This window comes from Streptomyces sp. NPDC026589 (assembly GCF_040638385.1).
Taxonomy (GTDB): Bacteria; Actinomycetota; Actinomycetes; order Streptomycetales; family Streptomycetaceae; genus Streptomyces.
The window spans coordinates 524,032-536,693 of record NZ_JBEZYG010000001.1 but is presented as its reverse complement, the minus strand read 5'-3'; the positions used below and the strand labels follow the sequence as shown (position 1 = coordinate 536,693).

Below are 12,662 nucleotides of genomic sequence, written 5' to 3'. Positions count from 1 at the left end.
ACGGCGACGATGAAGAGCGACACGGTCCTTGATCCCGACGTGGACCAGGAAGCGGGAACGGAGACGGCGGACCCGGGCGGTGCGGCGGAGGTACACCTCCGCCGGTGGCCACGCGTCCTCGGCGCACTCCTGACGGTCGCCCTGATCGCCACGGGCGGCGCCCTGTACGCCGAGGGACGCCACCTGCGGGACACCCCGGCCACGGCGAACCTCGCGCTCACCGACGCGGAGGCGACCGCCCGCGTCACCGGTGACGTCAGCAGCGCGCTCGGGAAGATCTTCTCGTACGGCCCCGGGGCCACCACCGTCACCAGGGCGGCGGCGGAAGAGGTCCTGGCGGGCAAGGCGCTCCAGCAGTACGCGACGCTGTTCGGCCAGGTCGAGCGGCAGGCCGCCGACCAGAAGCTGACGCTCACCACCGAGGTCGTCCGGGCCGGGGTGACCCGGCTGACCGGCGACAGCGCCCACCTCCTGGTCTTCCTCGACCAGGTCTACGAGCGCCGGGGCCGCGCCCCCACCACCGCCTCCGCTCAGCTCACGGTGACCGCCGAGCTGCGCGACGGACGCTGGTGGATCGTCGAGATCGGCTCCACATGACGGCGGGCCGGAGGCGATGGCGCACCGGTCCGGTTCGGCAGGCAGGGGAGAGGCAGCACATGGCACGGCAGCGGACGGCACAGCGGGCCCCAGCAGGGCAGGAACCGGCACAGGAGAGCCCCGCGCCGGCGGGGACGGAACGGGCGCAGACGGTACGGGCGGGGGCGCGGAACCCGTTGGTGATCGCCGCACTGGCCCTGGCGGTCTGCGCGGCCGGAGCGGCGGCCTGGGGTGGCTGGCTGCGCTACGAGGCCACCCACGACGACGCGGCGTCGTTCGCGCAGGCCCGGGACGACGCCCTGGCGGCGGGCGAGCAGGCGGTGCAGAACATGAACACCCTGGACCACCGCTCCCTGGAGAAGGGGCTCGACACCTGGGAGCAGTCCACCACGGGCGATCTGCACAGCCAACTCGTCGACGGGCGTGACGCGTTCGCCGAGCAGATCGCCGCCGCCAAGACAGTGAGCACCGCGAAGGTCCTCTCCGGCGCGGTGACCGAACTGGACCAACGGGCGGGACGGGCCGGGGTGATGGTGGCGCTACGGGTCACCGTGACCGCGCCGGAGGGCGAACCGGCCGTGAAGGAGAGCCGGTTGCTCGGGAGCCTCACCCGCACCCCGGACGGGTGGAAGCTCAGCGCGCTCGGCCAGGCGCCCGTCGGCGGCACGGGCGGCTGACCTCGCCCCCCATCCGCCCGCACTCGCCTGCCCCACGCGCCCCGGAGAGGACCCCGCCCATGTCGACGACCCGTCACCTCGTGAACCGCCGCCGCAGACTGGCCACGGCACCACCGCGCACACCGGGGGCCGAGACCGACCCGGCACCCGAACAGACCACCGCCACCACCGCTGCCGAACCGCCGCGGACAGCGGAGAGCACCGCCACCGATCTCATTACCGACCCCGACCCCGACGCCACCGCAGGGTCCGACGCCGCTCCCGATGCCCCGGCGGACGCCCCCCGTGCCACGGCGTCCCGCCTGCGCGTCGGACTCCCCGCCGCGCTCTGCGCCCTCACCGTCCTCCTCGGAGCCTTCGCCGCCTGGGCGTTCACCTCGGCGGACAGCCTCCGCGACGAGCCGGCCCGGCAGAACACCGCGCTCACCGACATCGGCCGGACCAGTGAGGTGAAGGGCCGGATCAGCGAGGCGGTCGGCGCGGTGTTCAGTTACGACTACGCCTCGCCCGCCCGGTCCGACCGCGCCGCGAGCACCTATCTGACCGGCCGGGCCGTGCGACAGCACAAGGACATGCTCGCCGACGTACGGGAACAGGCCCCGAAGCAGAAGCTCGTCCTCACCACCACCGTGACCGAGAGCGGGGTCGAGTTCCTCGACGGCGACCGCGCCCGGCTGCTGATCTTCGCCGACCAGAGCAACACCCGTACCGGCAAGGACGAGGAGACGACGTACGCGGCGGCCATGTTCGCCGTGGACGCCGTCCGCCGCGGGGACACCTGGCTGATCGCCGCCATCGACACGTTCACCCGCTGAGCCCCGGAGAGGGAGTGGAGTCCAGATGAGCTTCAACCGCACCGTGCGCCGACGGCTCGGCACCACGGCCACCGCGGTCGCCGCGATGACCGCGCTCACCGCCTCCCAGGCCCCGGGGGTCGCGCTGCCCGAGCCCCGGCAGGGGAAGGCGGCGGCCTCGGACGACGTCGTGTGGAGCGAGGTGCCGGGCGACGACGTCTACCACACCGAGTTGCCTCCGCTGCGGTCCCCGAAGCCGCCCGCTCCCCCGAAGCCCGGGACGAAGCCCGATCCGCTCGTGGCCCGCGCCTGGTCCCAGGCGGGCATCCCGGCGACCGTGCTGGCCGCCTACCGCAAGGCCGAGAGCACGCTGCGCCGCGGTGACCCGGGCTGCGGGCTGCCGTGGCAGCTGCTCGCGGCGATCGGCAAGGTCGAGTCGGGCCAGGCGTCCGGCGGCAGGGTCGACGCCCGGGGCACGACGCTCACCCCGATCCTCGGCCCCGCGCTCGACGGCAACGGCTTCGCCCTGATCCGGGACACCGACGACGGGGCGTACGACGGCGACCGCGCCTACGACCGGGCCGTCGGGCCCATGCAGTTCATCCCCTCGACGTGGGCGGCCTGGGGAGCCGACGGAAACGGCGACGGCCGCCGGGACCCGGACAACATCTACGACGCGGCGCTCGCCGCCGGGCGCTACCTCTGTGCCGGGTCCCGCGATCTGACCCGCCGCGCCGACCTGGACCGGGCGATCCTCAGCTACAACCGGTCCGACACGTATCTGCGGACCGTGCTGTCCTGGCTGGAGTTCTACCGCGGCGGAAGCCATCCGGTCGCCGACGGCCGGGGCGTCCTCCCGGCCGGCCCCGGCCCCGGCGGGGAGACCCCGCCCAAGGCGCCGGTCGGCGGACCCGGCGCGCCGGAACGTCCCGGCAGGGGCGACGGAGGCGTCGTCGTCGGCCCGCAGCCCACCCGGCCGCCGAGTCCCACGCCCACTCCCCGCCCCACGGGCCCCGGCTCACCGACCCCGAGCCCCGACCCGACGGACCCCGGCCCCACCGATCCAGGCCCGAGCCCCAGCCCCGACCCGACCGGCCCGACCGACCCGGGCCCCACCGATCCGGGCCCGAGTCCCACCCCTGGCCCGACGGACCCCGGGCCCACCCCCTCGCCCGACCCCGGCGAGACCGGCCCGGGCTGCCCCGACGCCACCCCGTCACCGTCCCCGTCCGAACCTTCGCCGGCCGAGCCGGCCCCGGCAGGGGCGCACGGTTCCGCCGACCCCTGCGAACCGTAGGGGAACCCGGGCTCCTGACCCGGACCAACCCGGTAGGGCCTTCGTACGGGGAGACTCCCCGTCCCCGCCTCCGCCGTGGCGGGGACGGGGATCACTCCCGTCGGGGATGGTCGCCCGGCCCGTGGGCCCTGCCGGTCAGGGGGGTGGGCGAGAGATCCGTCCGTTCCTCACCCGGCTCCAACAAGGTGTCCGCGGGACCGACGATGAGCGGATCAGGCGCACCCACCGCCTTCTCATCCTTGCTGTCGTAGTCGAAACGCCACAGAAGGCTGCGCATCGCCTCCAGTCGGCCGCGCTTCTTGTCGTTGTTCTTGACCACGGTCCACGGCGCGCTCTCGGTGTCCGTGGCCCGGAACATCTCGACCTTCGCGGTGGTGTACTCGTCCCAGAGGTCCAAGGAGGCCACGTCGGTCGGCGACAGCTTCCACTGGCGTACCGGGTCGACCTGCCGGATCGCGAAGCGGGTCCGCTGCTCGGCGCGGGAGACCGAGAACCAGAACTTCACCAGCAGGACACCGTCATCCACCAGCATCCGTTCGAACTGCGGGGCCTGCTTCAGGAAGTGCTCGTACTGCCGCGGTGTGCAGAAGTCCATCACGCGCTCCACCCCGGCCCGGTTGTACCAGGAGCGGTCGAAGAAGACGATCTCGCCGGCGGTCGGAAGATGCGCCACATACCGCTGGAAGTACCACTGCCCGCTCTCCCGTTCGGTGGGCTTCTCCAGGGCGACCACGCGCGCCCCACGCGGGTTGAGCCGCTCGGTGAACCGCTGGATCGTCCCGCCCTTGCCCGCCGCGTCGCGGCCCTCGCACAGGACCACCAGCCGCTGCCCGCTCTCGCGGACCCACCGCTGGAGCTTCAGCAGCTCGATCTGGAGGAACCGTTTCTCCTTTTCGTACTCCCTGCGGCGCACCCGCCGGTCGTACGGGTAGTTCTCCCGCCACGTCTCGAGAGGACGGCCCTGCTCGTCGAGGAGCACGGGCTGCTCGGGGCGCCGGCCGTCGACGGTCAGCCCCTTCAGCAGCTCCGCGGGGTCGGTGTTCCGGCCGTCGTCGGTCATGGTCGTGTTCCCCGTTCGCTTCGCATGGTCCGGTGCGGCGGGAGAGGGCCCACCCGCCGCGGATGAGCCCTCTCCCGCACGAGCGTGTTCCCCGACAGCCGCCGGGCATGTCCGAGCAGGCGCGGTGGCCGGGGTCAGCCGCCCGACAGCACCTCGGACAGGTCGAAGGAGACGACCTCCTCCAACTGCGCGTACGTACAGCCGGCGGGGGACCGGTCCGGCCGCCACCGGCGGAACTGGGTGGTGTGCCGGAACCGGTCGCCCTCCATGTGGTCGTAGGCCACCTCGCACACCCGCTCCGGGCGCAGCGGCACCCAGGACTGGTCCTTCTTGCCCGACCAGCGGTTCTGCGTCCCCGGCAGCCGGGACTGCTCGTGCGCCGCCGCGTCCGCCCAGGCGCCCCACGGATGCTCGGCGAACCCGACGCGCAACGGGGCGAGTTCCTCGGCCAGCTCGGCGCGGCGCTTCATCGGGAAGGCCGCGCAGACCCCGACGTGGTGGAGCACACCGTCGGCGTCGTACAGGCCGAGCAGGAGCGAGCCGACCACCGGGCCGCTCTTGTGCTCGCGATAGCCCGCCACCACGACGTCGGCGGTTCGCTCGTGCTTGATCTTGTACATCGCCCGGGCGTCCGGCCGGTAGGGGAGATCGAGCGGTTTCGCCACGATCCCGTCGAGCCCGGCCCCTTCGTACCGTTCGAACCACTCCCGGGCGACCTCGATGTCCGTGGTGGCCGGGGCGAGGAAGACGGGCGCGGACGCTTCCGAGAGCGCGGCCCTCAGCACCTCCCGCCGGTCCGCCTGCCGGGTGGGGAGGAGGGAGGTGTCGTCGACGGCGAGGACGTCGAAGGCGATCAGGCTCGCCGGGGTCTGCTCGGCGAGCAGCCGCACCCGGGAGTCCGCCGGGTGGATGCGCTCGCTGAGCCGGTCGAAGTCGAGCCGCCCCTCGTGGGCGATGACGATCTCCCCGTCGATCACACAGCGCGGCGGGAGGTTCTCCCGTACGACGTCGACCAGGTCGGGGAAGTAGCGGGTCAGGGACTTGCCCGTGCGGCTGCCGATCTCCACCTCGTCCCCGTCCCGGTACACGATCGCCCGGAAGCCGTCCCACTTCGCCTCGTAGCTCATGCCCGGCGGGATCTTGGAGACCGACTTGGCGAGCATCGGCTTCACGGGCGGCATCACCGGCAGGTCCATGCGCCGATTCTGGACCGCGGCCCCGCCCGTGTCTCCCGATGTGCGGCATATGTGCGACCGGCCTACGGTGGCCGTCATGGGAGCAGCGGTGGAGCTGGACGCGGGCGGACGGGCCGTGAGGCTGTCCAACCCGGACAAGGTGTACTTCCCGGAGAAGGGCTACACCAAGAGGGACGTGGCCGAGTACTTCCTGGCGGTGGGGCCCGGGATCACCCGGGCCCTCAACCGTCGGCCGACCACGCTCCAGCGCTTCGTCGACGGGGTGGAGGGCGACTTCTTCTACCAGAAACGCGCCCCGAAGAACCTCCCCGAGTGGATCCCCACCGCCCGCATCGCCTTCCCCAGCGGCCGGCCCGCCGACGAGATCTGCCCCACCGAGCTCGCCGCCGTCATCTGGGCCGCCAACCTCGGCACCCTCACCTTCCACCCCTGGCCCGTCCGCGCCGGGGACACCGACCACCCGGACGAACTCCGCATCGACCTGGACCCGCAGCCCGGCACCGACTACGCCGACGCCGTCACCGCCGCCCATGAGCTGCGCTCCGTCCTGGAGGACCACGGCGTACGCGGCCGGCCCAAGACCTCCGGCGGCCGGGGCATCCACGTCTTCGTGCCCATCGAGCCCGCCTGGACCTTCACCGAGGTACGGCGTGCCACCATCGCCGTCGGGCGTGAGCTGGAGCGGCGGATGCCCGAGCGGGTGACGACCGCCTGGTGGAAGGAGGAGCGCGGCGAGCGGATCTTCGTCGACTTCAACCAGACCGCCCGCGACCGCACCATCGCCTCCGCCTACTCCGTACGCCCCTTCCCGCACGCCCCGGTCTCCGCGCCGCTGCGCTGGGAGGAGATCGACGACGCCGAACCGCGCGACTTCGACATCGTCACGCTCCCGGCGCGCTACGCCGAACTCGGCGACGTCCACGCCGACATGGACCAAGAGGCCTTCCGGCTCGACGCCCTGCTGGAGCTGGCCGACCGGGACGAGAAGGAACGCGGGCTCGGCGACATGCCCTATCCGCCGGAGTATCCGAAGATGCCCGGCGAACCCAAGCGCGTCCAGCCCAGCCGTGCCCGCCACGACGAGGACGGTGACGACCGCGGCGGCGACGGCGGGTCGGCGTGAGCGGGAGCGGCGACCGGCACGGTGCGCACGGGCGGCCGCTCACCCTCCGCGAGCGCTGGGAGGCGTACAAGAACAGCCCGTTCCTTCCCGCGACCGTCCTCGTCCTGATCGTCGCCGCCGCGGCCGGTCTCTTCGCCGGCTCCTACACGTACGCGATGGCCGACCCCACCCCGCACCGCATCCCCGCCGCCCTGGTCACCCGGCCGGAGGCGGCGCGCGGCGAGGCGTTCGTCGCGGGTATGGAGAAGGCCCTCGACGCCTCTCTCGAACTGCGCGACTACCCGGACGTCGCCGACGCCCGCCGTGCCCTCGACGAGCAGAAGGTCTTCGCCATCGTGCGCGCGGCCGACGGGGGAGTGGCGCTCGACGTGGCCGGAGCCTCCGGAGCGTCCGTGGCCGAGCTGCTCGGCAAGGCGGGCCTGGAGGTGGGCGAGGCCACCGGGGCCGAGGTCACGGTCCGGGACATCAAGCCGCTCCAGCGGGGCGACCCGCGCGGACTCGCCCTGTTCTACATCTCGCTGGCCGCCGTGATCATGGGTTTCCTCGGCGCGATCCAGCTCAGCGTGCACGCCCACGGCCTGAACCCGGCCGAGCGGATCGCCTTCACCGTCGCCTACGCCCTGCTCGGCGGGTTCGCCATCGCGGCGGCTGTGGACTGGTGGCTCGGGGCGGTGGACCTGCCGTTCGTCCAGTCCTGGCTGATCCTCGCGTTCACGATGTTCACCTCCGGCATGGTCTTCACCATGTTCAACACGTTGATGGGCCGCTGGGCGATGATCCCCACCTGGGGCGTCATGGTGCTGCTCGGCAACCCGTCCTCAGGCGGCGCGGTGTCCTGGCCGCTGCTGCCCTCGGCGCTCGGGCACATCGGCCGCTGGCTGCCGCCGGGTGCCTCCGTCAACGCCCAGCACACCGCCGTCTACTACCAGGGCCACCAGTTCGTCTTCCCGTACCTGGTCCTCGCCGGCTGGGCGCTGGTCTCCTGCACGGTGTTCTGGGTGTGGCGCCACCGGCACCCCGGTGGCCGCGCCCGCACGCCGGAGCATGCGGACGCGGCCACCTGAGCGGGCCCCGCGGTCTACAGCTCCTTGATGCGGATGTCGCGGTACGAGATGACGTCGGTGACGCCGTGCACCTGGAGCCCGATGTAACCGGAGGCGAACCGCCGGCCGTCGGTGCCCGGGTCGTCGCCCCGCGGCGGCTCGAAGAGCTGACCACCGGTGTTGTCGAACTCGTTGATCAGGACACCGTTGCGGTAGATCTCGTAGTGCTGGTCCACCACCTTGATCTCGTAGTCGTTCCAGGTGCCCTTCGGCGTCACGCCGGCGCCGCCGAGCCCCACCCGGTCGAAGCCGTACACCGAACCGGTCTTGTACATGTCGCCGTCCGGCCGGTCGTTGACCTGGATCTCATGGCCGTACTTGATGGCGACCCACTCCGGACGCGACTCCTCCGGGTGGTCGTGGACGTTCGGGAAGCGGACGAAGACCCCGCCGTTGGCGTTGCCGCTGCCGGGGGCGTCGTCCCGCCACTGGAGCTTGAGCGAGTAGTCGCCGTAGGCCCGGTTCGGCAGCCACAGCATGCCCATCCCGCCCACCGTGGTGGAGCTGGTGATGGAGCCCTCCTCCTCGTTCAGCTCGAACTTGCCGCCACCCACGTGGCTCCACTTGGCGAGCGAGGCCGCCGTGCCGTCGAAGAGCTTGGTGTAGCCCTCGACCTGGCCCGGCTTCCCGATGCCCGACTGCTTGGCGGCCTGGTTGATCGCCCTGCGCTCGCGCAGGTCGATGACGCCGTCGGTCTTCAGCCTGTCGAGCACCGTCGTCACGTGCTTGAGGAACAGGGCGTGGGAGGACCAGTCCTTCTCGTCCTCGATCAGCTCGTTGATCGTGCAGCGGTTACGGGTGATCCGGTTCGGCACGCCCGTGTCGATGGTGCCGACGAAGACGGTGTGCCGCTCGTCGAACTCCGCGCAGTTCGGCGCGGGAACCCCGCCGCTCTGGGCGATGGTGAACGACACCTTCTTCGCCTCGGAGGTGTTGCCCGCCTTGTCCGTCGCCCGGTGGGCGATGGAGTGGTAACCGACCCGGTCGACGATCACCGGGGTGGTGTACGCCAGGTAGGGGCCGCCGTCGAGGGAGTACTCGACCTTGTCCACGCCCGAGTCGTCGTCGGTCGCCGAGACGGTGGCCCTGGCGCTGGTGATGAACGCGCCGTCGCTGTTCTTGTCGCCCTCGACCTTCACCGAGGTCTCCGGAGCCGTCAGGTCGTTGGAGGGCGGCTCGACCACGCTGAAGTCGACGGATTTCTCCGCCGCCACGTTGCCCGACCGGTCGGTGGCCCGGTAGCGGACCTGGTGCTCGCCCAGCTCGTGGACCATCACCGGTGCGGTGTACGGCTGCCACGCGCCGGCCGCGCCGAGCGCGTACTCGATGGTGTTGACGCCGGACCCGGTGTCGGACGCGGTCACGGTGACCGTGGCCATCCCCAGGTACGCGCCCGCGTCGTCCTTCTCGCCCGAGACGGTCGCCGAGGTCTCCGGCGGCGTCTTGTCGTCGGTCGGCGGCGCGGCGACCGCGAAGTCGACGGACTTCTCCGCCGCCACGTTGCCCGCCTTGTCGGTGGCCCGGTAGCGGACCGTGTGGTCGCCGACCTCGTTCACCACGACGGGCGCGGTGTAGGGCTGCCACGCGCCGTCCGCCCCGAGGGCGAACTCGACGGTGTCGACGCCGGAGCCCGCGTCGGTGGCCTCGATGCCGACCGTGGCCTGGCCGATGTAGGCGCCGTCACCGTTCTGGTCGCCGTCGACCTTCGCCGAGGTCGCGGGGGCCTCGGTGTCCTCGCCGCTGCCCTCGGTGACGGTCAGGATGCCCTGCATCATGCCGTGGCCGGGGATCGTGCAGTGGTAGAAGTACCGGCCGGGCGACAGCGTGACCTCCACGCTGTGCTTGCCGCCCTCGGCGTCGCCCGGGTTGGCCAGGATGTTCAGCTGGACGTCGTTGTTGAACTCCGGGTCCGACACGCCGAACGTCAGCGTGTGCGGCATGCTCGTCGTGTTCCCGGTGGCCGTGCTGTTCTCGAAGACGATGGTCGCCCTGCCGGCCACCGCCGTCTTCGGCGCGGACAGATAGCGGTCGATCGGGTCGCCCGCGGTCCAGGTCAGGACCTGGTCGGCGGCGGCCGCCGGGGGAGCGTCGTCCCCCTTGCCGTACGCGGCCGTCGAGGTCAGTCCGAGGACCATCAGGAGGGAGGCCAGCAGGGCCACCCAGAAACTCGGCGGACGGTGCCGCCCGCGTGTCAGGAGCGAGTGGTGTCTCACTTCGCCGCCGCCTTTCCGACGAGATCCTTGGCGGCCGGGGTCGCGGCGCCGCCCTTGTACGTCACGCGCCACAGCGCGGACTTGGGGTCGGAGGTGAAGAAGCCGCGCCCGTAGTCCAGGACGTACAGCGAGCCGTCCGGCGCGAACTTCCAGTCCATCAGGTTGCGGATGCCGTCCGCCCCGACCGGGATGATCTTCTTCAACGACTCGGCGTGCGTGGGTAGTCCGCCCTTGCCGACCGTCCTCGGGTCGGTGAGCACGGCGTGCCGGGGCTGGGTGTCGTCGTAGAAGTCGCCGACGAACCACTTGCCGTCCCAGTAGGCGGGCCACTTGGCGGTGGACTCGCTCTGGGCGTCGTAGCGGTAGACCGGGCCGTTCATCGTGGCCTGCCCGCCGCCCTTGAGCCAGGGGAGCAGTTCCTTGCCCTCGTCCGCCTTGTAGCTCGGTACGCCGTTCTCGTCGCGCGGGTAGTCGACCCCGCCGCCCTGCGGGGAGTACCAGATGGTGTTCGGGGTCACCGGCGGGATCTTCACCAGGCCGTCGTTGTGCGGCGACTCGTTCTTCGGGGCGTCGCAGTCGTACCAGCCCAGCGGCTTGCTCGGGTCGGGCAGATTCCGGTCCCGGTAGGGCTGGTTGTTGCCCATGCAGTACGGCCAGCCGTGGTTGCCCGCCTTGGTGATCGCGGCGAACGTGTCGTACTTCGCCGGGCCCCAGGTGGTGGACGGGGCGCCCGCGTCGGGGCCGACCCAGCCCGCGTACAGGGTGTCCGTCGAGGCGTCGATCGAGATCCGGGCCGGGTTGCGCACGCCCATCACGTAGATCTCGCCGCGGGTCTTCCCACCGCCCTCGTCCGGCTCCTCGCCGGTGAAGAGGTTGCCGGACGGCAGGGTGTACGTGCCGTCGTCCTCCGGGTGGATCCGCAGGATCTTCCCGTTGAGGTTGTTGGTGTTGCCCGCAGTGCGCCGCGCGTCGGCGAAGCCGACGCCCTTGTAGTTCGGCTCCGGGTTGTTGCCGGAGTAACCACCGCTGAAACCGGAGGAGTTGTTGTCACCGGTCGCGATGTACAGGTTGTCCTTCGAGTCCCACGCCAGGCCGCCGCCCGCGTGGCAGCAGCTGTTGATCTGCACCGGCCAGCCGAGCAGCACCTTCTCCGAGGCCAGGTCCAGCTTGTTGGTCGCGGAGTCGAAGGTGAAGCGGGAGACCTGACGGGTCGCCATGCGCTTGTCGCGGTCGATCTTCGCGTGCGGGGTGTAGTGCAGATACACCCACCCGTTGGACGCGAAGTCCGGGTCCAGCTCGATGCCGAGCAACCCCTCCTCGACCTTGACCAGTTCGTCGCCGCCGCCCTTGTTGCCGAAGACGTCCAGCGCACCCGCCAGGGTGACCTTCTTCGTCTTCGGGTCGTAGACGTGGATCTCGCCCTTGCCCTTGCCGATGTTCGGGTCGTTCCAGTCGATGACGACCGGGACGGAGCTGTCGGCCCCGCCGCGCCCGATGTAGAAGACCCGGCCGTCCGGTGCGGTCACCAGGCCGTGCGGCTCGCCGATCTGGTCGTTCTGGCCCGGCTGGTTGGGCTGGGTGACGCGCTCGGCGGTGTAGTTGGAGGTGATCGTCGCCTTGCAGTCGGCCTGCGAGGTCCGGTTCGTCCAGGCGAGGGCGCCGCGCAGATGGTCGCGGAAGTCGGTCTCCGCGAAGCTGTTCGCCGTACCGCCCATGGCCGTGTAGAAGGACCGGCCGCCGTCGTAGTCGCGGCACCAGGAGACCGGGTGGTCCCAGCCGTTGGCGCTCGCGCCCGGCTTGTACGTCAACTCCCGCACCCGCGCCACGGTGTGTACCTCACCGGACGGGTTCTTCGTCCAGTTCAGCCACTTGTCGGGGCGCTTCCACTCCAACGGCAGGTTCTTGGTGGCCGGGTGGACCCGGTCGCCGATCTCCACGGTGGCCCGCTGCGTGGAAGCCGGGCTGTTCGCCGCGGGGCGCGCTCCGACCAGACCGGTGAACCAGTCCGAGTACGGTTCGGTCCGCGCCGCGTCATGGATGCCGAGGAAGCCGCCGCCCGCCTCCATGTAGGCCTCCAGGCCCGCTTCCTGCTCCGGGTCGAGGACGTCGCCCCCGCCGGTCAGGAAGACGACGGCGTGGAACGAGCCGAGCCGCTTGCCGTTGGTGAAGACCCTTGGGTCGGCCGTGGCCACGGTGGCGAACCGTCCGGCCTCCGGGCCGCTCAGCCCGATCTTCTCGATCGCCGCGATACCGGCGTCCGTGTACGGTGCCTCGTCGCCGGCCGAGGCGTGGAAGACCAGCACCTTGACCTGCTTGGCGGAACCGGGCGGAGTCGGCAAGGACAACGTTGTCGCCATCTTCTCCACCAGAGCCCGGTCCGGCGACTGGTCCGCGCTGGCCGGGCCGCCGCCGCCCAGCATGGACACGGTCAGTGCGCCGGCCGCCACGGCCGCCGCGAGGCCGCGTCGTGATCTGGACCGGTGATGTGATGCGCGCTGCATGTGGTCACCCACCCCTCTGTGGTCACTGCACCTCTCGGTGACTGTGGCTTGCTCACTCTTCGTCAGTGCCTCTTGATTCACTGTGACAGCGCACGAAGCTA

General features: G+C 71.6%; 10 protein-coding genes. 6 read left to right on the top strand and 4 right to left on the bottom strand.

The window, feature by feature from the left end:
• Positions 1–9: 9 nt before the first annotated feature.
• From AB0F29_RS02280 to AB0F29_RS02265, 4 genes are all read left to right on the top strand, one after another.
• Positions 10–597, top strand: coding sequence for a hypothetical protein (locus AB0F29_RS02280; RefSeq protein WP_361866814.1), 588 nt, complete (start codon positions 10–12; stop codon positions 595–597).
• 179 nt (positions 598–776) lie between these two features.
• Positions 777–1,274, top strand: coding sequence for a nuclear transport factor 2 family protein (locus AB0F29_RS02275; RefSeq protein WP_361867026.1), 498 nt, complete (start codon positions 777–779; stop codon positions 1,272–1,274).
• 59 nt (positions 1,275–1,333) lie between these two features.
• Positions 1,334–2,089 (top strand): hypothetical protein, encoded by a 756-nt coding sequence (locus AB0F29_RS02270; RefSeq protein WP_361866812.1) that lies wholly within the window; start codon positions 1,334–1,336, stop codon positions 2,087–2,089.
• A 25-nt stretch (positions 2,090–2,114) separates the two neighbouring features.
• The gene (locus AB0F29_RS02265; RefSeq protein WP_361866811.1) at positions 2,115–3,365 is read left to right on the top strand and encodes a lytic transglycosylase domain-containing protein; all 1,251 of its coding nucleotides are present in this window, start codon (positions 2,115–2,117) and stop codon (positions 3,363–3,365) included.
• Positions 3,366–3,456: 91 nt separating this feature from the next.
• Here AB0F29_RS02265 and ppk2 read toward each other — a convergent pair whose 3' ends face one another.
• Both ppk2 and AB0F29_RS02255 read right to left on the bottom strand, forming a co-directional pair.
• The gene (gene ppk2, locus AB0F29_RS02260) at positions 3,457–4,425 is read right to left on the bottom strand and encodes a polyphosphate kinase 2 (RefSeq protein ID WP_361866810.1); all 969 of its coding nucleotides are present in this window, start codon (positions 4,423–4,425) and stop codon (positions 3,457–3,459) included.
• Between the two features lie 134 nt (positions 4,426–4,559).
• A complete protein-coding gene (locus AB0F29_RS02255; RefSeq protein WP_361866809.1) occupies positions 4,560–5,621 on the bottom strand; it encodes an ATP-dependent DNA ligase in 1,062 nt (353 codons plus the stop codon).
• Positions 5,622–5,697: 76 nt separating this feature from the next.
• Here AB0F29_RS02255 and ligD point away from each other — a divergent pair, with 76 nt between their 5' ends.
• Both ligD and AB0F29_RS02245 read left to right on the top strand, forming a co-directional pair.
• On the top strand, positions 5,698–6,744 hold the full coding sequence (gene ligD, locus AB0F29_RS02250; protein ID WP_361866808.1) for a non-homologous end-joining DNA ligase: 1,047 nt from the start codon (positions 5,698–5,700) through the stop codon (positions 6,742–6,744).
• Entirely contained in the window at positions 6,741–7,808 is a 1,068-nt protein-coding gene (locus AB0F29_RS02245) for an ABC transporter permease (RefSeq protein ID WP_361866807.1), read from the top strand. The genes ligD and AB0F29_RS02245 overlap by 4 nt, the downstream gene beginning before the upstream one ends.
• Positions 7,809–7,822: 14 nt before the next feature.
• Here AB0F29_RS02245 and AB0F29_RS02240 read toward each other — a convergent pair whose 3' ends face one another.
• Positions 7,823–10,060 carry a family 16 glycoside hydrolase gene (locus AB0F29_RS02240; protein WP_361866806.1) on the bottom strand — a complete coding sequence of 746 codons (2,238 nt, stop codon included), beginning with the start codon at positions 10,058–10,060 and terminating at the stop codon, positions 7,823–7,825.
• The gene (locus AB0F29_RS02235; RefSeq protein ID WP_361866804.1) at positions 10,057–12,561 is read right to left on the bottom strand and encodes a ThuA domain-containing protein; all 2,505 of its coding nucleotides are present in this window, start codon (positions 12,559–12,561) and stop codon (positions 10,057–10,059) included. The genes AB0F29_RS02240 and AB0F29_RS02235 overlap by 4 nt, the downstream gene beginning before the upstream one ends.
• Positions 12,562–12,662: the final 101 nt, after the last annotated feature.

Excerpts from the sequence above, each read along its gene's own strand:
- AB0F29_RS02280 (WP_361866814.1), top strand. The coding sequence starts at position 10 with ATGAAGAGCGACACGGTCCTTGATCCCGACGTGGACCAGGAAGCGGGA.
- AB0F29_RS02270 (WP_361866812.1), top strand. The coding sequence starts at position 1,334 with ATGTCGACGACCCGTCACCTCGTGAACCGCCGCCGCAGACTGGCCACG.
- AB0F29_RS02255 (WP_361866809.1), bottom strand. The coding sequence starts at position 5,621 with ATGGACCTGCCGGTGATGCCGCCCGTGAAGCCGATGCTCGCCAAGTCG.
- AB0F29_RS02235 (WP_361866804.1), bottom strand. The coding sequence starts at position 12,561 with ATGCAGCGCGCATCACATCACCGGTCCAGATCACGACGCGGCCTCGCG.
- AB0F29_RS02265 (WP_361866811.1), top strand. The coding sequence starts at position 2,115 with ATGAGCTTCAACCGCACCGTGCGCCGACGGCTCGGCACCACGGCCACC.
- ppk2 (WP_361866810.1), bottom strand. The coding sequence starts at position 4,425 with ATGACCGACGACGGCCGGAACACCGACCCCGCGGAGCTGCTGAAGGGG.
- ligD (WP_361866808.1), top strand. The coding sequence starts at position 5,698 with ATGGGAGCAGCGGTGGAGCTGGACGCGGGCGGACGGGCCGTGAGGCTG.